Origin of the sequence: Bradyrhizobium sp. 137 (genome assembly GCF_023074095.1) — a bacterium.
GTDB lineage: Bacteria > Pseudomonadota > Alphaproteobacteria > Rhizobiales > Xanthobacteraceae > Bradyrhizobium.
Genome location: NZ_JADPKU010000055.1, coordinates 117,647 through 142,962, shown reverse-complemented (window position 1 = coordinate 142,962; position 25,316 = coordinate 117,647). Strand labels below are relative to the sequence as shown.

At 64.6% G+C, this 25,316-nt stretch carries 22 protein-coding genes; 7 read left to right on the top strand and 15 right to left on the bottom strand.

Going from position 1 to position 25,316, the window contains the following annotated elements:
- Positions 1-8: 8 nt before the first annotated feature.
- On the bottom strand, positions 9-500 hold the full coding sequence (gene soxY, locus IVA78_RS17105; protein ID WP_247281906.1) for a thiosulfate oxidation carrier protein SoxY: 492 nt from the start codon (positions 498-500) through the stop codon (positions 9-11).
- 26 nt (positions 501-526) lie between these two features.
- A complete protein-coding gene (gene soxX, locus IVA78_RS17100; protein ID WP_247282051.1) occupies positions 527-880 on the bottom strand; it encodes a sulfur oxidation c-type cytochrome SoxX in 354 nt (117 codons plus the stop codon).
- A gap of 259 nt (positions 881-1,139) precedes the next feature.
- On the opposite strand from soxX, the gene IVA78_RS17095 reads away from it, so the two are divergent.
- Positions 1,140-1,814: a DUF938 domain-containing protein gene (locus IVA78_RS17095; RefSeq protein ID WP_247281905.1), complete on the top strand. Its 675-nt coding sequence runs from the start codon at positions 1,140-1,142 to the stop codon at positions 1,812-1,814.
- A gap of 11 nt (positions 1,815-1,825) precedes the next feature.
- Here IVA78_RS17095 and IVA78_RS17090 read toward each other — a convergent pair whose 3' ends face one another.
- Positions 1,826-3,895, bottom strand: a complete 2,070-nt coding sequence (locus IVA78_RS17090; RefSeq protein WP_247466638.1) for a prolyl oligopeptidase family serine peptidase — start codon at positions 3,893-3,895, stop codon at positions 1,826-1,828.
- A 198-nt stretch (positions 3,896-4,093) separates the two neighbouring features.
- Between IVA78_RS17090 and IVA78_RS17085 the strand changes: the two genes are divergently transcribed.
- Both IVA78_RS17085 and IVA78_RS17080 read left to right on the top strand, forming a co-directional pair.
- Positions 4,094-5,341 carry an MFS transporter gene (locus IVA78_RS17085; protein ID WP_247281903.1) on the top strand — a complete coding sequence of 416 codons (1,248 nt, stop codon included), beginning with the start codon at positions 4,094-4,096 and terminating at the stop codon, positions 5,339-5,341.
- Between the two features lie 189 nt (positions 5,342-5,530).
- Complete coding sequence (locus IVA78_RS17080) at positions 5,531-6,763, top strand: MFS transporter (RefSeq protein WP_247281902.1); 1,233 nt, start codon at positions 5,531-5,533, stop codon at positions 6,761-6,763.
- Between the two features lie 165 nt (positions 6,764-6,928).
- Here IVA78_RS17080 and IVA78_RS17075 read toward each other — a convergent pair whose 3' ends face one another.
- Together IVA78_RS17075 and IVA78_RS17070 are read right to left on the bottom strand one after the other, a co-directional pair.
- Positions 6,929-7,423: a VOC family protein gene (locus tag IVA78_RS17075; protein WP_247281901.1), complete on the bottom strand. Its 495-nt coding sequence runs from the start codon at positions 7,421-7,423 to the stop codon at positions 6,929-6,931.
- Positions 7,424-7,623: 200 nt separating this feature from the next.
- On the bottom strand, positions 7,624-8,169 hold the full coding sequence (locus IVA78_RS17070) for a carboxymuconolactone decarboxylase family protein (protein ID WP_247281900.1): 546 nt from the start codon (positions 8,167-8,169) through the stop codon (positions 7,624-7,626).
- 148 nt (positions 8,170-8,317) lie between these two features.
- Between IVA78_RS17070 and IVA78_RS17065 the strand changes: the two genes are divergently transcribed.
- The gene (locus IVA78_RS17065; protein WP_247281899.1) at positions 8,318-9,532 is read left to right on the top strand and encodes an acyl-CoA dehydrogenase family protein; all 1,215 of its coding nucleotides are present in this window, start codon (positions 8,318-8,320) and stop codon (positions 9,530-9,532) included.
- 126 nt (positions 9,533-9,658) lie between these two features.
- A complete protein-coding gene (locus IVA78_RS17060; protein WP_247466636.1) occupies positions 9,659-10,798 on the top strand; it encodes an acyl-CoA dehydrogenase family protein in 1,140 nt (379 codons plus the stop codon).
- Between the two features lie 254 nt (positions 10,799-11,052).
- On the opposite strand, the gene IVA78_RS17055 is transcribed toward IVA78_RS17060, so the two are convergent.
- The 10 genes from IVA78_RS17055 to IVA78_RS17010 all read right to left on the bottom strand — a co-directional run bounded on the left by IVA78_RS17055 (position 11,053) and on the right by IVA78_RS17010 (position 22,431).
- Positions 11,053-12,090 (bottom strand): amino acid ABC transporter substrate-binding protein, encoded by a 1,038-nt coding sequence (locus tag IVA78_RS17055; RefSeq protein ID WP_247303951.1) that lies wholly within the window; start codon positions 12,088-12,090, stop codon positions 11,053-11,055.
- Between the two features lie 54 nt (positions 12,091-12,144).
- Positions 12,145-12,738: a L,D-transpeptidase gene (locus IVA78_RS17050; RefSeq protein ID WP_247281897.1), complete on the bottom strand. Its 594-nt coding sequence runs from the start codon at positions 12,736-12,738 to the stop codon at positions 12,145-12,147.
- Between the two features lie 448 nt (positions 12,739-13,186).
- Positions 13,187-14,161, bottom strand: coding sequence for a hypothetical protein (locus tag IVA78_RS17045; RefSeq protein ID WP_247466634.1), 975 nt, complete (start codon positions 14,159-14,161; stop codon positions 13,187-13,189).
- A 102-nt stretch (positions 14,162-14,263) separates the two neighbouring features.
- A complete protein-coding gene (locus tag IVA78_RS17040; RefSeq protein ID WP_247466632.1) occupies positions 14,264-14,827 on the bottom strand; it encodes a thioredoxin family protein in 564 nt (187 codons plus the stop codon).
- Between the two features lie 31 nt (positions 14,828-14,858).
- Positions 14,859-15,557: a cytochrome c biogenesis CcdA family protein gene (locus tag IVA78_RS17035; RefSeq protein WP_247466630.1), complete on the bottom strand. Its 699-nt coding sequence runs from the start codon at positions 15,555-15,557 to the stop codon at positions 14,859-14,861.
- A gap of 367 nt (positions 15,558-15,924) precedes the next feature.
- On the bottom strand, positions 15,925-16,536 hold the full coding sequence (locus IVA78_RS17030) for a sigma-70 family RNA polymerase sigma factor (RefSeq protein ID WP_247281893.1): 612 nt from the start codon (positions 16,534-16,536) through the stop codon (positions 15,925-15,927).
- A 351-nt stretch (positions 16,537-16,887) separates the two neighbouring features.
- A complete protein-coding gene (locus IVA78_RS17025) occupies positions 16,888-17,625 on the bottom strand; it encodes a response regulator (protein WP_247281892.1) in 738 nt (245 codons plus the stop codon).
- A 10-nt stretch (positions 17,626-17,635) separates the two neighbouring features.
- Positions 17,636-19,381, bottom strand: coding sequence for a DUF3369 domain-containing protein (locus tag IVA78_RS17020; protein WP_247466628.1), 1,746 nt, complete (start codon positions 19,379-19,381; stop codon positions 17,636-17,638).
- Complete coding sequence (locus tag IVA78_RS17015; protein ID WP_247466627.1) at positions 19,351-21,429, bottom strand: ATP-binding protein; 2,079 nt, start codon at positions 21,427-21,429, stop codon at positions 19,351-19,353. The genes IVA78_RS17020 and IVA78_RS17015 overlap by 31 nt, the downstream gene beginning before the upstream one ends.
- A gap of 6 nt (positions 21,430-21,435) precedes the next feature.
- Positions 21,436-22,431 (bottom strand): TRAP transporter substrate-binding protein, encoded by a 996-nt coding sequence (locus IVA78_RS17010; RefSeq protein WP_247281889.1) that lies wholly within the window; start codon positions 22,429-22,431, stop codon positions 21,436-21,438.
- A 221-nt stretch (positions 22,432-22,652) separates the two neighbouring features.
- Between IVA78_RS17010 and ugpB the strand changes: the two genes are divergently transcribed.
- Positions 22,653-23,957, top strand: coding sequence for a sn-glycerol-3-phosphate ABC transporter substrate-binding protein UgpB (gene ugpB, locus IVA78_RS17005; RefSeq protein ID WP_247466746.1), 1,305 nt, complete (start codon positions 22,653-22,655; stop codon positions 23,955-23,957).
- Between the two features lie 209 nt (positions 23,958-24,166).
- A complete protein-coding gene (locus IVA78_RS17000; protein ID WP_247466624.1) occupies positions 24,167-25,126 on the top strand; it encodes an aminoglycoside 3'-phosphotransferase/choline kinase family protein in 960 nt (319 codons plus the stop codon).
- Positions 25,127-25,316: the final 190 nt, after the last annotated feature.

Below are 25,316 nucleotides of genomic sequence, written 5' to 3'. Positions count from 1 at the left end.
CGATCCTCCTAGCCGCCGCAGCCGCCGACGGTGACCTTCACTTCCTTGGTCGCGCTGTAGAGCTTGCCGTCAGCCTCGACGATGGCGACCAATTTGGTGGTCTTGGCCATCTTCAGCCGGTTGGCAACGCCCGGAATCGTGCCGTCGGCGATCCTGTAGGACGCGGCGAGAGCGTACGGGTTCTCCGCCACGAAGAACGAGATCGAGGTCACCTTGTCGAGCGTCGTCGTCACTGAGACCGGCACCACGCCGCCATTCTCGGCGATCTCCGGCGCGTCCAGCTTGACCTTGTCGGAGGGCTCGGCGGTCCTGCCATAGAGCGCCTTGATCGCGTCGGCCTCGCTCTTCTGCTTGAAGGCCTCTTCCGGATATTTATCGTTCGCCGCGGCGCTCGCTGGGCGGGCCGCGAACGGCAGGTTGCCGAGCCCGATCAGCGCGACCGAGGCAGCGCCCAGAAGGATCAGGCGCCGCGTCGGATGAGGGCCTGTGGTCGTGGTCATCGGAGGTCTCCTGGCCTACCGGCCGTTTACAGCGTTTGCAGGAAGTCAACGATCGCGTTGATCTCCTGTTCGGTCAAAATCCGGTTCCGGCCGAACGGCGGCATCATGGTCTGCGGATTGCGTTTGGTCTCGTCGAAGATGATCGCGGCCAGCTCGTTGCGGTCAGGGTATCTGGCCTTGATGTCCTTCAGTTCCGGCCCAATCGTCCCCGGCAGGTCGCCCCCCTGGATAACGTGGCAGGTCAGGCAATTGCCCTTGCTGCGGTCGAAGGCGAGCTTCCGGCCCTCGTTTGCCGCGGATTGGGCCTGCGCCGGGCTGGCGAGGCCGGCAGCGACGGCCAGCAGGAGGAACAGGACAGGCGTCCGGGACAAAGCAGGCAAGGCGTCATTCCGAGGCGTTATGGCGATGGTCGCGATCGCTGAAATAAAGGCGTTCCAGAGCATAAAGGACATCGCCTGACAATCGAGACTATGCACGGAGCAAAATGGAGTTAATATCTTCCGCATTGCAATTAAAGACATTATTGGTTCGGCCGATCTGGCCAACAATAAGGACAATGGGCGCGGGCCGGCTGTTTCGAGGGCGTTTTCGCGCCCATCCTGTTTTCATCGCGTTCTCGTGTTTTCAAGGGGACCTCACTTGGCTGAATATGTCGTCGAATTTGGCGGGGATGGCGGACGGGTCGCGCCCGATGGGCGGCTCGATGCGCCGGCCTTCCATCGCAACCACGAGCCGATCTGGGCGGCGCTGGAAAAGCATCTCGCCGGCACAACCGGTGACGTGGTCGAGCTCGGCAGCGGAACCGGGCAGCACGTGGTCCATTTCGCCCGTCATACGCCCGGCCTGATCTGGTGGCCGAGCGACCTCAACCAGCGCCATCTCAAGAGCATCGAGGCCTGGCGCGTTCATTCAGGCCTGCAAAACGTCCGCCCGCCCTTACGGATCGATCTCACCGACCCCGACTGGTGTCCGGAGATGAAAAGCGGGCAGGGGCCGACCAACCTTGCCGCATTGTTCTGCGCCAATGTCATTCACATCGCGCCATGGAGCGTGGCCGAAGGCCTGTTCGCCGGCGCCGGGCGCTATTTGCGCGCCGACGGCAAGCTGTTCCTCTACGGCCCGTTCAAGCGCGGCGGCAAGCACACCGCGCTCAGCAACGCCGTCTTCGACACGTCCTTGCGCGAGGGCAATCCCGAATGGGGCGTGCGCGACATCGGCGATGTCGAGGCGCTGGCGCAGGGCGTTCGCCTCCGGCTGATCGATACGATCGAAATGCCAGCGAACAATCTCACGCTGGTGTTTTCGCGGGACTGAGCGCGAGGCCGTCAGGCCTCGCCGTCCCGCCACCCGATCTTCTCCTTCAAGAACCGATAGCCCAGCACCTCGAAGCCGGCGCGCTCCTTGTTGTCCTTGCCGTAGCCGTGGCCGCCGGCTGCCGGTTCGTAGAACCAGGCCTCGTAGCCCATCGCCTGGAGCTTGGCAGCCATCTTGCGCGCGTGGCCGGGATGCACCCGGTCGTCGCGCCGTGTGGTGGCGATCAGGATCGGCGGATAGGGCTGAGCGGCCTTGACGTTGTGATAGGCCGAGTAGGTCTTCAGCCAGTCCCATTCCTCCGGCTTGTCCGGGTCGCCATATTCCGCGATCCAGCTCGCGCCCGCAAGCAGCTTGGTGTAGCGGCGCATGTCGATCAGGGGGATGGTGCAGAACAGCGCGCCGAAGCGCTCAGGGTATCGCACCAGCATGTTGGTGATGAGGATGCCGCCGTTCGATCCACCCTGTGCGGCGATGCGCTTTGACGTCGTCACGCCGCGGCGGACGAGATCGGCGGCGACGGCCGCGAAATCGTCATGCGACAGCCTCTTGCCGGCGAGCCGCCCGGCATCGTGCCAGCGCGTGCCGAACTCGCCGCCGCCGCGCAAATTCGCCTGCACAATCGTGCCGCCGCGCTCCAGCCACAGCTTGCCGAGCGCGGCATTGTAATACGGCTTCACCGAATGGGCGAAGCCGCCATAGGCGCTCATATAGACCGGTGCATCGCCGGTCTCGCCGGCAGGGCCGGTCTGGACATAGGGAATTCGCTCGCCGTCGATCGAAATGGCCTCGTGCTGCGTCACCACGAGACCATCGGCGGTGAACGTTTTCGGCGCCTGCTTGAGCACGGTCGGGCTGGCGACGCCGCGTTCGATCAACAGCAGCGACGGCGGCGTGAGTGGATCCTGCACATTGGCGAGCAGATCGCCGTTGCTTTCGGACGGATGGCGATCGAGCGGCCAGATGTCGACGACGCCGATCTGCGGCAGACCGCCAAGCATCTCGCGGCTCCAGCCCGCAGCGGATGGCGTGCAGATCTCGAAGCACGGGCGCAGCTCGTCGAGAATCGACAGCATGAGCTTGCCCGCGGCCCAGAACAGACCTTGCAACGCGCGCCGCGGCGCTGGCTCGAACAGCACCGAGAAATTGCGGCTACCGGCGAGGAACGCCGACAGCGACATGCCGAGCACCGTGTCAGCGGTATAGGTTCGGCCTTCGATGGACCAGTCCTTGCGCAGCTTGATCGCGAACCAGTCGCCATGCGCCTGCAACCAGATGCCGGTCGGCAGGTCGAACTTCGTCATCGCGCCGGCCGCATCGCGCAGCCAGATGGCGTGATTGAAGAAGTCGATCTGGTCGACGATCCAGGCGCGCGGCGCCGCGCCGGTGTCGTCGGCCATGCCGTAGATCACCATGTGATCGGCGGTGGTCTCGATAATGATCTCTGCCTGATCGACAGGCTGGCTGCGCCGCCACAGCCGAACGGTGCGCGCATATCCCGAGCTCGTGGCCATGCCCTCGCCATGCGCGCTCGACAGCAGCAGTGTGTCGGCATCGAGCCAATCCACGCCGCCCTTCGCTTCCGGCAGCGTGAACCCGCCGGCCACGAAGCTCTTGGTGTCGAGGTCGAACTCCCGCAACGTGACGGCATCGCTGCCGCCACGCGACAGGCTCAGAATCGCCCGCGAGCTTCCGGGCATCGTGGCGATCTGGCTCAGCAGCCAGTCCTCGCCTTCGCTTGCGGCGAGCTGGTCGATGTCGAGCATGGTCTCCCACGCTGGGTTGGCTTTGCGAAACTCCGCCAGCGTCGTCCGCCGCCACAGGCCCCGCGGATTGGTGGCGTCTTTCCAGAGATTGTGCAGATCGCTGCCGCGCCGGCTGACATAGGCAATGTTGTCGGGCCGGTCGTAGATCGCGGCGAGCGTGTCGCGGTCGCGCACGAATGCTGGGCCACCGAACGCGGCGAGCGTCAGTTGATTCTGCCGTTCGACGAAATCGAGTGCCTGCTTGCCTTCGATCTCTTCCAGCCAGAGCCACGGATCATCGTCGGGAGCGCTGAGCGTAGGCCTGTCGTCGACGGTCATGAGCGAAACTCCAGGAAGATCGCGGCGAATAGGATTCAATCGAGCGCAAGGCGTCAAGGGCGCCGCTCGCTATCATCCGTCCGATTGCGCCAGAGGCATGGCCCGCGCCCGTTTGCGCCGGTTGCCCGCCCTCTCGCGCCCCTCCATAGTGCCGGGATCAATGAGAGCTTCTTGAGCGCCCTTGGGGCGGAAATGCCGATGTTAGACGTGATCTCTACCGCCGAAATCGCCGACGACGCGCGCGTGCGTGCCAATGTGGTGCGCCTTGCCGCCGCGCAGGCGCTGACCGGCGCCAACTCGGCGGTGATCTTCGCCACCGGCTCGATCGTCGGCGCGACGCTCGCGCCGGACATGTCGCTCGCGACCGTGCCGCTGTCGATGTACGTGCTGGGGCTCGCCGCCGGCACCTTGCCGACCGGCGCGATCTCGCGCCGCTTCGGCCGCCGCGCCGCCTTCGTCATCGGCACCGGCCTCGGCACGCTCACTGGCCTCACCGGCTCGTTTGCGATCCTGCACGCCTCCTTCGCGCTGTTCTGCGTCGCGACTTTCCTCGGCGGCCTCTACGGCGCGGTCGCGCAATCCTACCGCTTCGCCGCCGCCGATGGCGCCAGCGCGGCCTATCGTCCCAAGGCGGTGTCCTGGGTGATGGCGGGCGGCGTCTTCGCCGGCGTGCTCGGTCCGCAGCTCGTGCAATGGACCATGGACCTCTGGCCGCCTTACCTGTTCGCCTTCAGCTTCCTGGTGCAGGCGGCGGTGGCGCTGGCCGCGATGGGCATCCTCGCCGGCGTCGACATGCCAAGGCCCGCGCCGGCCGATCTGCATGGCGGCCGGCCGCTCCTCAGCATCGTGGTCCAGCCGCGCTTCATCGCGGCCGCTTTGTGCGGCGTCATCTCCTATCCCATGATGAACCTGGTGATGACCTCGGCGCCGCTCGCCATGAAGATGTGCGGCCTCAGCGTTTCCGATTCCAATTTCGGCATTCAATGGCACATCGTCGCCATGTACGGGCCAAGCTTCTTCACGGGTGCGCTGATCGCGCGCTTCGGTGCCCCGAAGATCGTTGCGGCCGGCCTGCTGCTGGAGGCCGGCTCCGCCGGCATCGGCCTTTCCGGAATCAGCGCAATGCATTTCTGGGCGACGCTGATCGTGCTCGGGGTCGGCTGGAATTTCTCCTTCATCGGCGCCTCCGCGCTGGTGCTGGAGACGCACCGTCCGCAGGAGCGCAACAAAGTGCAGGCCTTCAACGATTTCCTGGTGTTCGGCATGATGGCGATCGGCTCGTTCTCCTCCGGCCAGCTGCTTGCCAATTACGGCTGGTCCGCGGTGAACATGGTGGTGTTCCCGCCGGTGGTTCTGGGTCTCGCCGTGCTCTCCCTGGTATCCTGGGCCCGCCGCCGCAAGGCGCGGCTGGACGCTGCGATGGGCGAGCTCCCGGATGCGATTTGACGCATGATCCGGAACCTGCGCAGCGGCTTTCCGGACCATGGTCAATAGGTTGGCAGGAGGCTGTCAGCAGCGTTGATGCTTCGATCGCGGTCGAAGTGATTTTCGGAGCTGGTGTCGTTACATGATGCTCGTCATGAAGAGACGGGCGTGAAGCAAGGCGCTCGCGGGGGAAACAAAGGACAAGCGCAAATGCTCGACAATCCCCGGCCCGCTGCTCCAATCAACGAATCCTCTCTCCGCTACGAAGGCTGGCGCATCGTCGCGGTCTGTTTCCTGCTCGCGACCTTCGGCTGGGGGCTCGGCTTCTACGGCCAGAGCGTCTATGTCGCCGAGCTCCAGCGCGCGCATGGCTGGTCGGCGTCGCTGATCTCGTCGGGCACGACCTTCTTCTATCTGTTCGGTGCGCTGCTGGTCGTCTTCGTTGGCGAGGCCATCCAAAAGCATGGCGCGCGCCTCTGCCTGATCGCCGGCACGCTGGCGATGGCGGCGGCGGCAGTGGCGATCGGCGCGGTGCGCGAGCCCTGGCAGCTCTATCTCGCCAACGCCGTGCTCGCCTTCGGCTGGGCCGGAACCAGTCTCGCCATGATCACCAACACGATCAGCCTGTGGTTCGACCACAAGCGCGGTATGGCGATCAGTCTCGCGCTGAACGGCGCCAGTTTCGGCGGCATCGTCGGCGTGCCGCTACTGGTGGCGCTGATCGGTCATGTCGGCTTTGCCAGCGCGATGTACGCCGCGGCCGGCGCCATGCTGGTGCTGCTCCTGCCGGTGATCCTCATTCTCGTCGGCCGGCCGCCCGATCACGGCTGGCATGCGACTGCGAAGCCGAAGCCGCAATCGTCGGCGCAGATCCGCGCGCAGGCCTTGCGTGACGTCGGCTTCCTCACCGTGACGATTGCGTTTGCATTGGTGCTGTTCGCCCAGGTCGGCTTCATCGTGCATCTGATCTCGTTCCTCGATCCCGTGATCGGCCGCGAGCGCGCCGCCGTCGCGGTCGCGGTGCTGACGGCGATGGCGGTGATCGGCCGTGTGCTGTTCTCTCTGGTGATCGACCGCCTCGACCAGCGACCGGCATCGGCGCTCTCGTTCCTGAGCCAGGCGGCGGCGCTCCTCGTCATCATCAATTTTCACAATGATTACGTGCTGATCGCGGCCTGCGCGGTGTTCGGCTTCTCGGTCGGCAACCTCATCACGCTGCCGTCGCTGATCGTGCAGCAGGAGTTCGAGTCCGCCTCGTTCGGCGTGCTGATCAGCCTCAACACTGCGATCAACCAGGTCACCTACGCGTTCGGCCCCGGCGTCGTCGGCTTCCTCCGCGATCTCTCCGGCGGCTACTCGCTGCCGTTCTATCTCTGCATCGCGCTGGAAGTGATCGCCGCCGCGCTGATCATGGTGCGCGGAAGGCGCGCGAACAAGTCATAGAGACGCGACGGCGTTTCCAAAAAATTCCGTCATTGCGAGGAGCACTTGCGACGAAGCAATCCAGACTGTTTCCGCAGAGACAGCCTGGATTGCTTCGCGGAGCCTGTCATCGGGCCGCGCTGCGCGCGGACCCGTAGGCTCGCAATGACGAGGGGAGAGCGGAGCTCACGCCTCCCGCTGCTGCAACAGCGCTTCCACATCCAACCGCTTCGTAAACATCGCCAGCTTCCCATCGGGCCCGAACGGCCATCGCTCCCTCGGCTTGTCCCAATAGAGCTCGACGCCATTCTGGTCGGGGTCGCGCAAGTAAAGCGCTTCGCTGACGCCATGGTCGCTGGCGCCATCGAGCGCAATGCTCGCCGACAGCACCCGGTGCAGCGCGTCCGCCAGCGCCGGCCGCGTCGGATAGAGAATCGCGGTGTGATAGAGCCCGGTCGTGCCTGGCGGCGGCGGCGAGCCACCCTTGCTTTCCCAGGTATTGAGGCCGATGTGATGATGATAGCCGCCGGCCGAAATGAAGGCCGCGCCGGAGCCCATCCGCTGCATCAGCTCGAAGCCGAGCACGCCGCAATAGAAGCCGAGCGCACGATCGAGATCAGCGACCTTGAGATGGACGTGGCCGATCCTGGTGCCGGCGGCGATGGCTGGGCTTTGCGACATGCTGGTGCTCCGTTCACACTATGCACATAAGGCCTGCCTTGGGATCGCGCTACGGGCCGATCCCGAAACCCATTGTTTCCAAACGGGAAGCCAATCGGGGATGAAATTGATGGTGTCGGTATCAGCCCCAGGCGGAGGTGACCTCTCCCCGCTGGGGAGAGGTGAACAAAGTCCGGCGATCGTGCCCAAGGTCACTCGCTCTAGCTCAGCTCCGACACTTCGCCCTCGGGCAACCCGAATTCGAACGTGTTCAGCGTCATCGACACCATGGTGTAATAGCCGCACAGCCCGATCACCTCGACGACGCCGCGTTCACTGAGCAGTTTGACCGCCTCATCGTAGAGACCCTTCTCGACGCCATGCCCTTCGTGCAGCGACTTCGCGACGTCGTAGATCATCTTTCCCTGGGGATCGTCGAACTCAGGCGTGCGGCGGTCGCGGATCGCCTCGATGATTTTTGGATCCATGCCGCCGGCAAGCGCGAGGCGCTTATGCGCATACCATTCGTAATGCGCAGTCCAGTGCCGTGCCGTCACCAGGATCGCGATCTCCGAAAGCCTTGCCGGAAATATGGTGTCGAAGCGGAGCACCTCGCCAAGCCGCGTGGCGTGCCGCGCCATCTCGGGGCTGCTCAGCCAGGCCATCATCGGCGCCGGCGGCTTGCCGCGCTTGCCGGCAATGGATTCGTCATAGGTCTGGCGCTGGCTTTCGTTCATTTCGCCAGGCGAAAGAAGTTTCAGGCGCATCCTCGTTTCCTCTTTGTTTTCAAGCCGACATGCCCCGGATTATAGCCGAAGGCAGCGCGGCGCGCGCGGCACGGAAGTGGTTGAATTCCACGGTGCGATGGCCCAGAGTCGCGTCCAACAAGTCGATTTTGATTGATGGAAACGACCAATGGCTGAATCTAGGACCAGCGACACTGAGAGCGCCGATCTCGAACAATTCCGCAACAAGACGCGCGCCTGGCTTGAAGCCAATTGCCCGCCGGAGATGCGCAAGCCGGCGACGTCGGATGCCGACGTGTTCTGGGGCGGGCGCAACGCAAAATTCTCGTCCGAGCCGCAGCGCGTCTGGTTCGAGCGCATGCGCGACAAGGGCTGGACAGTGCCGGACTGGCCGAAGGAGTATGGCGGCGGCGGCTTGAGTGCTGCCGAACACAAGGTGCTGCGCGCCGAAATGGCAAAAATGGGCGCGCGCCCGCCGCTGTCGAGCTTCGGCATCTGGATGCTCGGGCCGGCACTGCTGAAATACGGCAACGACGCCCAGAAGAAGGAGCATCTGCCGAAGATCGCCGCGGGCGAGATCCGCTGGTGCCAGGGTTACTCCGAGCCGAACGCCGGCTCCGATCTCGCCTCGCTCCAGACCCGCGCCGAGAGCGACGGCGACGACTTCATCATCAACGGTCAGAAGATCTGGACGTCCTACGCCAACTACGCCGACTGGATCTTCTGCTTGGTCCGCACCGATCCGACCGCGAAGAAGCACGACGGCATCAGCTTCATCCTGTTCGACATGACCTCGAAGGGTGTCTCCACAAAGCCGATCCTCCTGATCTCCGGCTATTCGCCGTTCTGCGAGACCTTCTTTGACAACGTCCGCGTGCCGAAGTCGCACGTGGTCGGCCAGATCAACCGCGGCTGGGATGTCGCAAAGTATCTGCTCCAGCACGAGCGCGCGATGATCTCGGGCATGGGCGAGCGCGGCGTCGGCCGTCCACTCGGCCAGATCGCGGCTGACACCGTCGGCACCGATGCGCTGGGGCGGCTCGATGATGCCATGCTGCGTGGCCAGATCGCGCGCTTCGACGTCGACGAAGCCGCGCTTGCCGCCTGTGCCGAGCGCGCGGTCGATCTCGCCAAGGCGGGCCAAGCGCATCCGGCGTTCTCGTCCGCGATGAAATATTACGGCACCGAGCTCAACAAGCGGCGCTACGAGATCCTGATGTCGGCCGGCGGCGTCGATGCGCTGGAATGGGAGAGCGAACGCTCGAAGCAGGGCGCCCGCCCGCGCGCCTGGCTGCGCACCAAGGCCAACTCGATCGAGGGCGGCACGTCCGAGGTCATGCTCGGCATCGTCGCCAAGCGCATCCTGGATCTGCCGGGGGCGTAACGTCCCGTCGTTCCGGGGCGGTCCGCAGGACCGAACCCGGAACCTCCAGATTCCGGGTTCGATGCTGCGCATCGCCCCGGAATGACAGCAACAATTCATTCCGCGCGATACTAGAGACTTAGACACATGGCCCTCGTCCTCACCGAAGAACAATCGATGCTCCGCGACTCCGCGCGCGGGCTGATCAGCGACAAGGCACCGGTGTCGCACCTGCGCCATTTGCGCGACAGCAAGGATCCCACCGGCTTCTCCAAGGAGCTTTGGCATTCCTTCGCCGAGATGGGGTTTGCCGGCCTGCTGGTCCCCGAAGAGTTCGGCGGCTCTGGCCTCGGCTATGTCGAGGCCGGTGTCGTCATGGAGGAGATCGGCCGCACCTTGATGCCTTCCCCCTTCCTCGCCACCGGCGTGGTCGCGGCCTCGGCCCTCAATCGCGGCGGCAATGCCGCGCAGAAATCGGAATATTTGCCGAAAATCGCGAGCGGCTCTCTGCTTGCGGCGCTCGCCATCGACGAAGGCGCAAAGCATCGTCCGCTCCAGACCAGCCTCCGGGCCGTGCGCGCCGGTAACGGCTTCAAGCTCTCCGGCGCCAAGGCACTGGTCGTCGACGGGCACGTCGCCGACCTCCTCATCGTCGCCGCGCGCACCGCGGGTGCTGCCGGCGAGCGTGAAGGCCTGACGCTATTCCTGGTCGACCCCAAGGCGAAAGGGATCGCGGTCGAACGCACCGTCATGGTCGATGCGCACAATGCGGCGCGGGTCGAATTCGCCAATGTCGAGGTCAATGCCGACAGCGTGCTCGGCGAGGTCGATCAGGCCGCCGGCCTGCTCGACGGCGTGCTCGATATCGGCCGGGGCGCCGTCGCCTCCGAAATGGTGGGATTGAGCGAAGAGGTGTTCAATCGCACCGTCGAGTACCTGAAGAGCCGCAAGCAATTCGGCAAGCTGATCGGCGAATTCCAGGCGCTCCAGCACCGCGCCGCCGAACTCTACATCGACATCGAGATCACCCGCGCCGCCGTCATGAAGGCGCTTCAGGCGCTGGATGCCGATGTCGCCAAAGCAGCCTCAGCCGTGGCGGTCGCCAAGGCCCGCGCCGGCACCACCTCGACGCGCGCGGTGCAGGAAGGCGTGCAGATGCACGGCGGCATGGGCATGACCGACCAGTTCGACATCGGCTTCTTCATGAAGCGCGCACGGGTCTGCGAGGAACTGTTCGGCGACGCCAATTACCACACTGAGCAACTGGCACGGGCGCGGGGATATTAGGCGCACCGTCACGTCACCCTCGGTGTCATCGCCCGCGAAGGCGGGCGATCCAGTACGCCGCGGTTTTTCCGGATACGATTGACATCTCGTAATACTGGATCGCCCGGTCAAGCCGGGCGACGACAGTTGAGAGTGTGAAAGCTTGCCCCAAGCTCGTCATTGCGAGGAGCCCTTGCGACGAAGCAATCCAGACTGCGTCCGTGGAAAGATTCTGGATTGCTTCGCTTCGCTCGTAATGACGGCGGAGGGATCTCCTACCTCATTGGCGGTGCATACTGCACACCACCGGCATTCCACAGCTGGTTCATGCCGCGCGGGATCTTCAGCTTGGACTTCTCGCCGATGTTGCGGTCGTACATCTCGCCGTAATTGCCGACATGGCGGATGATGCGGGCGGCCCAGTCCTTGGTGAGGCCGAGCTGCTCGCCGTAATTGCCCTCGGTGCCGACGAGGCGCATCACTTCCGGCTTCTTCGACTTCAGGGCTTCGTCGATGTTCTCCGAGGTCACCCCCAACTCCTCGGCGTTGATCATCGCATAGAGCGTCCACTTCACGATCATCATCCAGTCGTCGTCGCGCTGGCGCACGACCGGGGCGAGCGGCTCCTTGGAGATCATGTCCGGCAGGATCATGTGGTCGCCGGGTTTTGAGAGGTTCAGCCTGAGTGCATAGAGCTGGGAGACATCGGCGCTCAGCGTGTCGCACTTACCGGTGTCATAGGCTTTCACGACGTCGTCGAGCTTGTCGAACTTCACCTCGTCATATTTCATGTTGTTGGCACGGAAGTAATCGACGACGTTGAGTGCGGTGGTGGTGCCGGACTGGACGCAGACCTTGCTGCCGGTCAGGTCGAGCGACGTCTCCTTGTTGCGCGAGCGCGGCAGCATGAAACCTGCGCCGTCATAATAGGCCACGGCCGGGAAATAGAGGTCGTAGTCGAGCTCGCGCGCCATGCTCCAGGTCGAGTTGCGGGAGAGGATGTCCACCTTCCGGCTCTGCAATTCCTTGAAGCGCTCGCTGGCATCGAGCGCGACGAACTTCGCCTTGCCCGGATCGTTGAAGATCGCCGCGGCCACCGCACGGCAGAAATCGACGTCGAAGCCGGTCCAATTGCCCTTGTCGTCCGGGATCGAGAAGCCCGGCAGGCCCTTGTTGACGCCGCACAGCACCTCGCCACGGCGCACGGTCCGCTTCAGGGTGCGGGTGTCGTAGAATTCATAGATGATGGCCAGAACGGCGACCAGCACGGCGACCGCGAGCCCGATCAGCAGGCCGCCTCGAAAAGTGCGCATCATGTTGCTCTCTCGAAAAATCGGGAAAAGGAATATTCGCTAAGGCGAGGAAGATCAGAGCTCAGGCTTCTGCCGGATGACAACCTTGGTCCCGACCGGGACGCGATCGTAGAGATCGGCGACGTCATTGTTGACCAGGCGGAAGCAACCCGAGGACACCTTGGTGCCGATCGTATCCGGACGGTTGGTGCCGTGGATGCGGTAGACCGTGGTGCCCAGATACATGGCGCGGGCGCCGAGCGGGTTGCCAGGGCCGCCGGCCATGAAACGCGGCAGATAGGGCTGGCGCTGGATCATCTCGGGCGGCGGCGTCCAGTCCGGCCATTCCTTCTTGTTGGTGATGTTCACCAGCCCCTGCCACTGGAAACCGTCGCGGCCGACGCCGATGCCGTAGCGGATCGCGCGCCCGCCGGGCTGCACCAGATAAAGGTGCCGCTCGGCCGTCGAGATGATGATGGTACCGGGCGCCTCGGTGGTGCGGAAGTAGACCACCTGCTTCTGCCATTCCTGGTCGAGCTGGTAGCCGTCATCGGCGATCAAGCCCGGCTCGTCGCCGCGATCAGGCTGCTGCGCGAAGACGTGGGGAGCCGACAGGATCAGGCCCATCGCAGCCACAAACATCCCGGTCAGGCGACGAAAATCCGTCATGTAAAAGCTCTCCCCGCTGCCACAGCGCAAATCATTTCAGAACCATCAAACCTGAGGGGCAGGTTCATGGCAAGTTGATGGCGCGCCGCCCTAGTATGTCACGAGAATGCTTTGGTTTTTTGACGGGCGGCGCAATGCCACAAACAGGGGATGGCGCGAAAAGCATATATTGTCGCGGCAGGTCGGCGCACTCGCTTTCCCCGCGTGTGGAGAAGGGGATCGCATAGGACTTCCCGGCGGCCTAAGCGCGCGCCTCGTCCGTCGAGACGGCGCTCACGCGCCTCTTCAGGATGAGGCTAAGAGGCATCGCGGCATCACTCAAATTGCTGCCGCGGACTCCGTTCCTCATCCTGAGCGCCCGCCGGAGGCGGGCGTCTGGAAGGATGGCCGCAGGCGATTTGTCAGCTCCTCTCCAGATGCGACCGCTCTGTCGCAAGCAGGGTGAGAGCTAAATCCGGTTATTCTCCGCCGCGATCCCCAGCCGCCGGACGATCTCGGCGCCCACGGCGCGGGCCTCGAGCCGCGAGCCGATGCGGGGGCTGCGGAAGCGCCGCCCGGAGTGCAACCGGATCACGACGATGCAGTGCTCGTCCTCGGATCGGCCGCGGCGCTCGACCGTGATCGCCTTCACGTCGCCGCCCTCGATATGGTCGGCGCGCGGCGTGCCGTCGCCCCACAGGCGTTCGACGCGAATATCCCGTTGCCGGATGATCCAGAAAGCGCCGGTCACGAGATTGGCGTATCTGTGCACGGCGAACGCGGCGATCGCGCCAACCGGCAGCAGCATGATGTCGATCGGTCCGGGCGGCAGTCCGCGCCAGAGTTTGTAGGCGTAGGGAACGGCGCACAGTGCGACAGCGATCAACGCCACGATGCGGATGTCGCGCGCGGAAAACGGCTCGAGGGGTTCGCCGAGATGCATCTCGGGATTGCTGGCATCGAGTGGATTGCTAGGTGCCTCGACGTTGGGAACGCCGAATTGCGCGGCGATCTGGGCCACGGTATCGCGCACATGCGTGACGTCGGAGATCGGTGGGGACGTTAGGCGTTCCCCGGAGGCCAGCGTGAAGGCCAGCTGGAAGCGGGCTTTCGCCCTCTTACTGCCGGGAACCTGCAATTCCCTGATGTCGTCCTTCGGGACGACCCGCGTGCGGAGCTTTCCGAAAGGACGCTGTTGCCCGATCAGGATCTCGTTCGGTGTGATGATCCACACCACCGCCGGCGCCAGCATAATCCCGCAGACGAATGCCGCGCCCAGGAGGAGAGCGGCCACCGAGATGGTCACTTCCAGTGCGTCGTGCGTGAACAGGCCCGGCGTGAAGCACAGCGCAACCGCGGCCGCAGAGCCGGCCATGATCAGCCGCTGCGCGATCGAGGAGCCTTCACGAAGGCGGATGTCGGTGCTGGTGGTCGCGTCGTCCATCGCGGGCGGCTGATTCCGGGGCTGCGAAACTCCACGGACGGCTCCGTGGAGTCAAGCAACAAGGACGACAGATGAAGCCGGCCGGGCGATGCCGGCGCGGCATCAGCTGTTCACGTTCAGGAGCCGCGCCACCGTGCGGTCGATCTGGTCGTAGCTGCCTTCGCCTTCGTGCTGGAACACGATCTTGCCGGTCTGGTCGATGATGTACTGCGCCGGCCAATATCGGTTGCGGTAGGCGTTCCAGGTCTTGGAATCGTTGTCCTGCGCCACCGGATAGGTGATGCCGTGGCGTTTCAGCGCAGCCTGCACGTTGGAGGCGGAACGCTCGAACGGGAATTCCGGCGTGTGCACGCCGACAACGATAAGGCCTTTGTCCTTGTACTTGGCGTAGAGGTCGGTGACGTGCGGCAGCGTGTTGACGCAGTTGACGCAGCCATAGGTCCAGAAGTCGACCAGCACGACCTTGCCGCGCAGCTCGGCCATGCTCAGCGGTTTCGAGTTGAACCAGGTGTTGATGCCGGTGAAGTCGGGCGCGGTCTGCTGGCTCGCGGCCGCGGTGACGACGGGCGCAGCGCGTGCGGCCTCGTCGCAGATGCCGGGGATGACGGCGCCTGACATGGTCATGCTGATCAGGGCGGTGGCCACGGCGAGCAGTTTGAAAGTCATGAACGAGTCCTCCGGTTGAGATGCGCGATGATCACAGGCCGATCTGGCTGGTGGGATAGAAGCCGGTGAGCCACGCCACGATCAGCGTGTCGTATTGAAAATAGGCCGCAACCGCGAAGGCGATCACAACGATGCCAAAGCCCTGCTGCAGCCGCGGCGAGATGCGGGCGAGGCTGCGCACCCGCGTGCTCGCGGCCTGGCCGCCATAGGCGATCGCCAGCATCGGGATCGCCGCGCCGATGGCGTAGGCGACCAGCAGCGTGCCGGCCCAGGTCAGATTCTTGGAGGTCGCAACCAGCGTCAGGATCGAGCCGAGCACCGGACCGGCGCAGGGCGTCCAGACCAGGCCGAGCGTGGTGCCGAGCACGAGCCCACCCAGTGCGCCCTCGCGCTCGGTGGCGCTGGAGCTGCCGAGATCGAGCCAGCCATTGAGCCGGATCGACAGCCATTCGAACGGCGTCGGCCACAGCATCAACAGGCCGAAGCCGAGCAGCAGGATGGACGCGGCCTCGCGCAACACGTTCGGATCGAAATCGAATAGCCGCGTGATTGCTCCGAGCAGCAGCGCGGCGGCCGAGAACGACATGACGAAGCCGAGCGCGATCATGGCGGGGCGCAAGTGCCCCGCGCGCCCGATCGAGGCGCCGAGCAGGATCGGCAGCATCGGCAGCGTGCACGGCGCGGCGATAGTCAGGATTCCGGCAAGGACGGCGAAGAGAAGTTCGAGCATGGAGCACTCGTGCATGAGGTCACGAGGGTTGTTCGGGATGGATGTGTCAGACGTTACGCGGCGTCACGCCTTCGTGACGAGCGAGCTGCGCACCACGACGGCGGTGCGCCCCCTCTCCCGCAAGCGGGAGAGGCCGGAGCGCGCGGCACGAGTCTAGCCCCAAACACAAAACGACCCGGAGGGGGGCATCCCGTCCGGGTCGCTGGAGGTCCTTGGGAGGTTTAAGCAAAACCGTATGTGAGTTTTATAGGAGGGAAGTTTTTCCGCCTGATGTTGTGCTTTGTTTCAATTGTTTCGTCGGCGGTAACACTTCCGTGTCCGGGGATGGGGCCAAAGGAGCGGTCCTATCCCATTGAATCCATTGAGCTTAGGCGGCGAAACGATCGACGCCGGCGCCCTTAAGCAAATCGGCCAGTTGTTTGCGGGCGTAGAACATCCGCGTCTTCACCGTGCTCTGGGGGATGCCGATGATCTGGCCGACCTCCTCCACCGACTTCTCGTGGTAGTAGACGAGATTGATGATCTCGCGGTGGGCGGGCGACAGCTTCTGCACGCAGGCGCGGAGGATGGCGCTGGTGTCATTGCGATCGAGCGAGGTCTCGGGCGTCTCGGCATCGTCGGGAATCTGGCGCACGTCCTCCTGGTCGATGTCCTCGAAACGCCGCTGGCGCATCGCGGTCAGCGCCTTGAAGCGGGCGATCGAGAGCAGCCAGGTCGAGACCTGCGAGCGGCCTTGGAACTGGCCTGCGGTCCGCCACACGTCCAGAAACACCTGGCTGACCAGGTCTTCCGCCGTGGTGGCATCGCGCACGATGCGCAGGATGAAGCGGTACACCCGAACGTTATGGCGGCAGTACAGCATGTGCATGGCCGTCCGGTTGCCGTCGGCGATGCTTTCGAGAAGCATATCGTCCGAAGTCGCCTGAACGGCAATGATGCTGTGGCTGGCTTGGGCGTTGATGGCAATGACGTTCGGCATGGACTTAGCTCCCCGTAGCGCCGCAACCGAGCGGCGTTTCCTTGAGCCGAGTGTTAATGAGCCAACGTTTCGGGACGTCTGCACGAAAAGGAGAAAATGGTTTCGTGCATCGCCAAATTGTTTCTTCGGAAGGGGGGCGACGAAATATTCGGGGCAAAAAGTCGTGGAATTTCAATGTGCGGAAAATGCGGGAATGGGGATTCGGGGCCGGACGGGCACGCCGCGGAACGAATTTCGGGGGATTGCGTTTGGTGGCGCCGTTACCCGTCATTCCGGGGCGATGCATAGCATCGAACCCGGAATCTCGAGATTCCGGGTTCGCCCTTCGGGCGCCCCGGAATGACCGGAGCCCTACGCCTTCTCGCCGGCCGGCGAGAACAGATAGCCGCCGCCGCGGATGGTGCGGATCACGGCGGGTTTTGCCGGGTCGGGCTCGATCTTGCGGCGGATGCGCATGATGCGCAGGTCGACCGCGCGGTCGAAGGCCTCGGCGTCGCGCGCGTTGGCGAGCTCCAGCAGGCGCTCGCGCGACAGCACGCGTTTCGGATTGGCCGCGAACACTTTGAGCAGCCCGAACTCGGAGGCGGTCAGCGGATGCTCGTTGCCCTCGTCGTCGCGCAAGGCCTGCGCTTCGAGATCGAGCCATTTGGTGCCGAAGCGCACCAATTGGTCCTTGTCGGACTTTGCGGCCGCGGCGTCCGGCGCGGCAGCCTTGGCCGGCCCGCTTCGCCGCAGCACCGAACGGATGCGCGCCATCAGCTCGCGCAGCTCGCACGGTTTTGCCACGTAATCATCGGCGCCGAGCTCGAGCCCGACGACGCGGTCGATCGGGCTCGCGGTCGCCGTCAGCATGATCACGGGCACGTTGATGCGGCTCTTGAGATCGCGGATGATCGAGAGCCCGTCTTCCTCGGGCATGTTGAGGTCGAGTACGACCAGGTCGGGCATGCTGCCCTGGATCGCGGCGCGCAAGGACTTGCCGCCGTCGCACAGCGTCACGGTGAAGCCGTGCATCTTGAGGTAATCGCCGACCATCTCCCGGGCCGGGGCCTCGTCGTCGACGATCATGATGTGCTGGCTTTGGGTCATGGTCTTGAGATCACGGCATTTCGGTCGCGGGGAGGGTGATGGTGAAGGTCGAGCCCTTGCCAGGGCCGTCGCTGTTGGCGGTCACCTCGCCGCCATGCATGTCGATAATACGCTTGACGATGGACAACCCAAGCCCCGTCGAGCTCTCGCCGGCGGTCGGCTTTGCGGACAGGCGCTGGAACCGACCGAACAAGCGGCCGAGATCCTCCGGCGACAGGCCGGCACCCTCGTCGCTGACCCGGACGGTGGTTTCGGTACCCTCATGGGTCACGGCGACGGTGATCTTGCCGCCGATCGGCGAGTATTTGATGGCGTTGCTGATGAGGTTGTCGATCGCCTCGCGGATGCGGTCGGTATCGCACATGGTGACGATGTTGGGCGGCGCGGCGACGCTGATCGTCTGCTGCTTGTTGACGGCGAGCGGCTGGTTGGCATCGGCGACCTCCTTGACCAGGGCCGCGACGTCGACCGGCTCGCGGCGGATGGTGATGTCGAAAGCATCGGCCATCGCGTCCGAAATCAGGTGATCGACCATCGTGGTCAGCCGCTTGGTGGCATCACGGATGTGATCGACCTGAGCAACCACGCCGCTTTCCGATGCGCCGGTCGAGATCAGCTCCTTCAGCATCTCGGTGCGGCCGAGGATGACGCCGAGCGGATTCTTCAGATCGTGCGCGACGGTGCCCAAAATCTCGTTCTTGAAGCCGTTGGCGCGCTGGAGCCGCAGCCATTGCGCGGACAGGCGGCGGTTGGCCTGCATCAGCGCGCGGGTGCGCTGGGCGACGCGATCCTCCAGCTGCGTGTTGGCGTCCTGAAGCTGCTGATAGAGGATCACATTGTCGAAGGCGATCGAGAGCCGGCTGGAGAAGATCTCGACCAGCGAACGGTCGGTCTCGGACAGTTCGCGCTCGGCCTGGAGCAGCACCACCACCTCGCGGCCGCTGCCGGTGCGCAAGTAGATCACGCTGCGGTGGTCGGCGAATTCGTTCTTGCGGCGCTGGAACGCGGCTTCCACCATCTCGCGCAGATCGGGATCAAGCGCCTTCGATGTCGTGCTGCCGATGAAGCGGCTGTAGCAGCCGCTGCCGGCGAGCACCGAGAGCTCGGGGTCGATGCCGCCATTGTCGCGCAAGACCAGGATGCCGGCGCAGTCGACGTTGAGCAGCGAGGCGAGCTGGGTCAGCACGCCCTCGGCGAGCCGCTGCATCGACTTGAAGTCGTACAGTGTCGAAGCGGCGTCGATGATGATCTCGAGCCCGCGCCGGGTCTGCACCATGCGCTCGAGCTGCTGATAGGAGCGCAGCGCCGCGGTCAGCGAGGTGAAAAGCTTGTCTGCGGTGAGCTCGGTCTTGGCCTTGTAGTCGTTGATGTCGTACTGCACGATCACGCGCCGCTCGGGCGCCTGGCCGGGCTGCCCGGTGCGCAGGATGATGCGGACAGTCTCGTTCTTGATCTCGTTGCGGATGAATTCGACGAGCTCGAGGCCTGCGACGTCAGTCTCCATGATGACGTCGAGCAGCACGGCGGCGATGTCAACGTGCTCGGCCATCAGCTTGCGACCTTCTGCCGCGGAATAGGCCGACAGGATCTCCAGGCTCTGGCCGTTGAGGCTGTAGTCGGACAGCGCGAAACGGGTGCCGTCATGCACGGCCGGATCGTCGTCGATGACGGCGATCTTCCATTTCCGGGTGTTGGCATCCTCCGACGCGGTACCGGTGTCGTCGATCAGGTGGAGGACATCGTCCTGTTCGGCCATTGAGAAGTCCCGTCACTTTCTGTGCTTTGCGCGCCGCCCTTGGCAATGCGCGGCATGATAATGCGAAAAGTAGTGCCTTGTCCCAGCTTGGATTCCAGCATCATGCGGCCGCCGAGCTGCTGGGTGACGAGGTTATAGACGATATGGAGGCCAAGTCCCGTGCCGCCTTCATTGCGCCGGGTCGTAAAGAAAGGGTCAAAGGCCTGGCGCTGCACGTCGGGGGTCATGCCGGCGCCGTCATCGGTGAAGCTGATCTCGATGTCGTCGGTCCCGCGCGGCCGCGCCGAAATGATGATGGTGCCGGCACGTCCGTCGGCGAAGGCGTGGTTGGCGGCGTTGAGGAACAGGTTGGTCAGAATCTGGCCATAGGAGCCGGGATAGCCGTCGAGCAGGAGCCCTTCGGGCACATCGACCTGAAGCGTGATCGGCGAGCGCTTCAGCACCGGGCGCAGGCTGGCGATGATCTGCTCGGTGGCCTCGCTGAGCGAGAACTGCCGACGCTCGGCATGGGAGCGGTCGACCGCGACCTGCTTGAACGACTGGATCAGCTCGCCGGCGCGCTGGAGGTTGGCAACCAGCTGCTGCGAGGCCTCGCGCGAGGACTGCACGAACTCTTCGAGCTGCGAGCGGCGCAGGCCCCCATCGCCCTTGAGCTGCGCCTCGAAGATCTCGCTTCGCCGGGCAAAGCTCGAGGCCACAGTCAGGCTGATGCCGATCGGATTGTTGACCTCGTGGGCGACGCCGGCAACCAAGCCACCGAGCGCGGCGAGGCGCTCGGCGTCGATCAGATTCTGCTGTGCGGTGTTGAGCTCGAGCAGCGCACTCTCGGCTTTTTCCTTCGACGCGCGCAGCTCGTCCTCGGTCTGGCGCTTGGCGATGGCGTTCTCGCGGAACACTTCCACGGCGCGCGCCATCGCGCCGACCTCGTCGCGTGCCTTGGTGCCCTGCACCTCGCGGCCGAGGTCGCCGAGCGTGATCGCGCGCATCGCCGTCATGAGCTGCTGGAGCGGCAGGCGGATCGACAGCGCGATCAAGACGCCGGCGGCGAGGATGATGCCGAGGAAGATCACCGCGACGGAGAGCACGCGGCGAGAGATGTCGGCCAGCGTGCGGTCGAAAGTCTCCTGCGCCTTCTGCTCGCGGTGGCGCATCTTGGTCGAGAGGTCGTCGATGGCGCCGATCGCCTCGGCCTGGCTGGCGTCGATGGTGTTGCGCAACAGCTCGGTGCGGCTCGCCAGCTGCTCGGACAGCTTTGCAAAGCCCTCGCGCAAGGACGCGGTGCGGTCTGCGAGCCGCCGCAAGGCCATGCGCTGGAGATCGTTGTCGGCGAGGTCGATCATGACCGGGATGGTCTTCTCGATCGTCTCGGTGTTGCGCCGCGCGTCGTCGGCCGCGCCTGACGACAGCGACAGATAGTACGAATTGGCCGCGACCAGCATCGCGGTGAAAGCCTCGCGGGATTTTCCGAGCGAGGGCCAGATCAGCGCGTCGCGATGGCCGGTGGCGCCTTCGATGATGGAATAGAGGCCGGCCATGTCCCTGGCGGGACCCTGCACCTGCTCCTCATAGGTCTTGGCGATGGTGGCTTGCACGCTGCGCAGCTCGCCAAAGCCGTTGAGGAAGCGGTCGGTGGTGCGCTCGAGCTCCTCGACCGAGCCTGACAGCATCGGGTCCTTGGTGGCGCGGCCCGTCAGCGTGCCCAGCACCGCCTCGCGCAGCAGCAGGATCTCGGCGAACAGGTCCGGGCTCGGCTGGTTGATGTAGCGGTGGATCAGGTTTTGCAGCCGCCCGGTCTCGCTTTCGAGCAGCGCCAGGATCCGGTCGGACTCGCGCACCTGGCGCACGTCGTCCCAGGCCGAGCCCAGCACTTGCACGCCGTTCCAGATCATCGCGACCAGCACCACCACCACGGCGGAGTTCAGCGCCGCGATTGACAGGATGCGCCAGCGGATCGGCACCGCCCGGAGCGCGGCGACGATGCGCGCGCGCACCCGTCCGAGCGGGCCGGGCGACCTCTCTGCGGTCTCGCTGTGTCCGAGCCCAGCCAAGAAGCTCTACTCCACCTTGCGAATGCGTTCGATCAGCGCGGCCGCGGCCGGATCACGCCCAGCCTTGGCATAGATTGGGGCCATCGCCTCCTCGAACGGCTTGCGGTCGACGTCCTTGATGACCGTGACGCCCGCGTCCTGGGCCTTGCGCTGCGATTGCTCCTCGAGATCGCGCCATTTCTCGCGCATGAAGCGGCCAGAGCGCTGCGCGGCCTCCCTGAAGATCACCTGCTCCTCCGCCGAGAGGCTCTTCCAGGCCTTCAGCGAGATCACCAGCACTTCCGGGCTCATCGTGTGCTCGGTGAGCGTGTAATGGCCGGCGTGTTTGTAATGGTCTGTCGTCACGAAGGATGGCCAGTTGTTTTCGGCGCCGTCGATCAGGTGGTTGGCAAGCCCGGTGAGCACCTGCCCGTAAGGCAGCTCGACCGCTTCGGCGCCGAGCGCGCGCATCATCTGGCTCATCAACTCCGACTGCTGTACCCGGATCCGCATTCCCTTGAGATCGGCGACGCTTCGGACCGGGCGGAGAGCGTTGTAGATCGACCGCGCGCCGGAATCGTAGAAGGCGAGCCCGACGAACCCATAGGGCTCGAAGCTGCCGAGGATCTCGCTGCCGATCGGCCCGTCCAGCACCTTCTGCATGTGCTCGATGGACCGAAACAGGAACGGCATGGCCAGCACATTCATCGCCGGAACGAAATTGCCAATCAGCGCCACGTTGGTCCGGTTGAGGTCGATCGCGCCAGCGCGGGTCTGCTCGATGGTCTCCTTTTCCTCACCGAGCTGGCGGGAGTGGAACACCTTGATCTCGTGCCGGCCGCCGGTGCGCTCGGCGATCAGCGTCCCCATGTAGCGCAGCGCCTGGACGGTCGGGTAATCCTCGGTCTGGGTATCGGCGGCGCGAAATTCGCGCGCAACGGCGTCCGTCGCACAGACGGCAAGCAGAAGCGCGACGAAGATCACCCCGGTCCGCGAGAGTTCGGCACGGCTCAGCACTGGCACACTCAACCCCTCAGTGGTGCAGTCTATGGGGGAAGGAAAAGGTTCAACGCAATCTAGCAGATGGTAAAGGGAAGGCCATCCCGCTCCGGGCGGTGGGCCGATTGTGCGGCGCGGCCGCCGCGCATTCCCGGTTGAAACTGCCAACGCCGCGCCTTAAGCAGGGCAGCCGCCTTTTGTCGCGCGCGCCGGGAAGAGCCATCGTGATTTCAGCATTGCGCTTTTTGCAGGTCGCCGCCGTCTTTGCGGCTGTCGCCTGGGCCACTCCGGTGCGTGCCGCCACGGACATCGCGCTGTGGCACGCGATGTCCGGCGAACTCGGCCGGCAGCTCGACAAGCTTGCCGCTGACTTCAACGCTTCGCAATCCGATTACCGCATCGTGCCTGCGTACAAGGGCAATTACACCGAAACGGTGACGGCGGCGATCTTCGCCTTCCGCTCGCGCAGCCAGCCCGCGATCGTCCAGGTCAATGAGGTCGCCACCGCCACCATGACCGCAGCGAAGGGCGCGATCTATCCGGTGTTCAGCCTGATGCGGGACCAGGGCGAGCCGTTCTCGCTGAGCGATTACCTCCCCGCCGTCTCCGGCTATTACACCGATGCAGCCGGCAATCTGTTGTCATTCCCGTTCAATTCTTCGACGCCGATCCTCTACTACAACAAGACCATGTTCCGGGATGCGGGCCTCGATCCGGAAACGCCGCCGAAGACCTGGCCGGAATTGGGACTAGCTGCAAAGCGCCTGCGCGAGCGCGGTGCTCCTTGCGGCTTCACCACGTCCTGGCCGTCCTGGATCCATGTCGAGAATTTCTCCGCCTTTCACAATCTGCCGCTGGCGACGCGGGCGAACGGCTTTGCCGGGCTGGATGCGGAATTGACCATCAACAATCCGTCTCTCGTGCATCACATCGCAGTGCTCAGCGAGTGGCGGAAGACCAAGCTGTTCGACTACAGCGGCCGCGGACAAGCGGCCGAGCCGCGTTTCCAGAACGGCGAATGCGGCATCTTCATCGGCTCCTCGGCAACGCGGGCCGACATCAAGGCGAATTCGAAGTTCGAGATCGGCTACGGCATGATGCCGTACTGGCCCGACGTGAACGGCGCGCCGCAGAATTCGATCATCGGCGGTGCCACGCTCTGGGTGCTGCGCGACCGGCCGCGCGAGGAATACAAGGGCGTGGCGCGGTTCTTCGCCTATCTGTCGCAGCCCGGCGTGCAGGCCGCCTGGCATCAGAACACCGGCTATCTGCCGATCACCCGCGCCGCCTTCGAGCTGACGCGGGCGCAGGGATTCTACGAGCGCAATCCCGGCTCGGCGATCTCGTTCGAGCAGATCACGCTGCATCCGCCGACGGAGAACTCCAAGGGCGTCCGGCTTGGCTCCTTCATTCTGATCCGCGGCGTGATCGAGGACGAGCTGGAGCAGGCTTTCTCCGGCCACAAGAGCGCGCAAGCCGCGCTGGATTCGGCAGTCGAGCGCGGTAACAAGCTCTTGCGCCAGTTCGAGCGTGCCAGCCCGGAGCGGTAGGCACCTCGGTGCCGTCGCAAAGAAGGTGCGCTCCCTCCCCGCCTGCGGGGGAGGGCAGGGGAGAGGGTTGTCTCCGCAACGGGACAATCCCCTAGAGGAGAAAACCCTCACCCGACGCTTCGCGTCGACCTCTCCCGCAAGCGGGAGAGGTGCACCGCCTGCTCGGTTTGCACTGAGTCAATCAAGCTTCTCTTGCTGAGTGAATGCGGATGACCAAAGGTCCGTCGCAACAGCTGCCTCACCTCACCGATGCCGCAAGCTTCCACGCCTTTCGCTCCGCTCCCGCGCAATGGCTGGGAATCGCGCTCGACATCACGCGCGGCCACGGTCTCGATGCCAGCGAGCCCCAGGTATTTTCCACCGGCACCAATCTCGTCATCGGCCTCGGTGAAAAACTCATCCTCAAAATCTTCCCGCCGCTGCTGCGCGCGCAATTTATCTCCGAGCGCCGCTCGCTGACGCAGCTTGCCGGCCGCTTGCATCTGCCAATTCCGGAGATCGTCGCGGAGGGGATGCGCGACGGCTGGCCATACCTCATCATCACGCGCCTTGCCGGCACGCTGGGCTCGGAGGCCTGGCCGCACTTGGCCGAAGACCAGAAGGAGCGCGTGCTGCACCAGATCGGCGAGACCATCGCTGCTGTGCAGCGCGCCCCGCTCGGAGAGCTCGCGCACATCGAGCCGCGCTGGGATGATTTCATGCGCAGGCAGATGCAGGGCTGCCGTGCCAGGCACGAACGCCTTGGCCTTGCGCCGAAATTCCTCGGAGGTCTCGAAGATCTCTTGCGCGATGCGGCAAAACTCATTCCAATGGATGCGCCGCCGGTGATCCTGATCGGCGAATACATTCCGGAGAATTTTCTGCTCGCCTGTGATGACGGCCAATGGTCGCTCGCCGGCCTGTTTGACTTCGGCGACGTCCTGACGGGGTGGCGCGATTACGATTTGCTCGGGCCCAGCGCTTTCATGGCGGCGGGACGGCCGGGCAGGGTGCGCAGCCTGCTCGACGGCTTTGGCTATGCAAAGCTCGACTTCGCGCTCAAGCGGCGCCTGATGGCGCTGATGCTGCTGCACCGGGCCAGCGACCTCAACAGCCACATCTGTGTCGAAGGCTGGCAGGAGAGGGCGAATGATCTGGTCGAATTGCAGGAGCTGATCTGGCCTGGGTGATCCCGCCCCACAGTCCGGGGCGCTGCGGAGCGGCAAGCCCGGAATCATTGTCCCGCGCATTCTGCGGCTGGATGGATTCCGGGCTCGATGCTGCGCATCGCCCTGGAATGACGGCCAATCCTCATCGCTTCAGCAGGTCGCCACGCTACCTGCTCAAGGGATTCTGCTATCGCCTCTGAATGGGCCTCTG

Coding starts and splice junctions, on each gene's coding strand:
- IVA78_RS17000 (WP_247466624.1), top strand. CDS start 24,167: ATGACCAAAGGTCCGTCGCAACAGCTGCCTCACCTCACCGATGCCGCA.
- IVA78_RS17085 (WP_247281903.1), top strand. CDS start 4,094: ATGTTAGACGTGATCTCTACCGCCGAAATCGCCGACGACGCGCGCGTG.
- IVA78_RS17090 (WP_247466638.1), bottom strand. CDS start 3,895: ATGACCGTCGACGACAGGCCTACGCTCAGCGCTCCCGACGATGATCCG.
- IVA78_RS17060 (WP_247466636.1), top strand. CDS start 9,659: ATGGCCCTCGTCCTCACCGAAGAACAATCGATGCTCCGCGACTCCGCG.
- IVA78_RS17035 (WP_247466630.1), bottom strand. CDS start 15,557: ATGCTCGAACTTCTCTTCGCCGTCCTTGCCGGAATCCTGACTATCGCC.
- IVA78_RS17020 (WP_247466628.1), bottom strand. CDS start 19,381: ATGGCCGAACAGGACGATGTCCTCCACCTGATCGACGACACCGGTACC.
- IVA78_RS17075 (WP_247281901.1), bottom strand. CDS start 7,423: ATGTCGCAAAGCCCAGCCATCGCCGCCGGCACCAGGATCGGCCACGTC.
- IVA78_RS17030 (WP_247281893.1), bottom strand. CDS start 16,536: ATGCCGAACGTCATTGCCATCAACGCCCAAGCCAGCCACAGCATCATT.
- soxY (WP_247281906.1), bottom strand. CDS start 500: ATGACCACGACCACAGGCCCTCATCCGACGCGGCGCCTGATCCTTCTG.
- IVA78_RS17025 (WP_247281892.1), bottom strand. CDS start 17,625: ATGACCCAAAGCCAGCACATCATGATCGTCGACGACGAGGCCCCGGCC.
- IVA78_RS17045 (WP_247466634.1), bottom strand. CDS start 14,161: ATGGACGACGCGACCACCAGCACCGACATCCGCCTTCGTGAAGGCTCC.
- IVA78_RS17050 (WP_247281897.1), bottom strand. CDS start 12,738: ATGACGGATTTTCGTCGCCTGACCGGGATGTTTGTGGCTGCGATGGGC.
- IVA78_RS17070 (WP_247281900.1), bottom strand. CDS start 8,169: ATGCGCCTGAAACTTCTTTCGCCTGGCGAAATGAACGAAAGCCAGCGC.
- IVA78_RS17080 (WP_247281902.1), top strand. CDS start 5,531: ATGCTCGACAATCCCCGGCCCGCTGCTCCAATCAACGAATCCTCTCTC.
- IVA78_RS17040 (WP_247466632.1), bottom strand. CDS start 14,827: ATGACTTTCAAACTGCTCGCCGTGGCCACCGCCCTGATCAGCATGACC.
- IVA78_RS17065 (WP_247281899.1), top strand. CDS start 8,318: ATGGCTGAATCTAGGACCAGCGACACTGAGAGCGCCGATCTCGAACAA.
- IVA78_RS17055 (WP_247303951.1), bottom strand. CDS start 12,090: ATGCGCACTTTTCGAGGCGGCCTGCTGATCGGGCTCGCGGTCGCCGTG.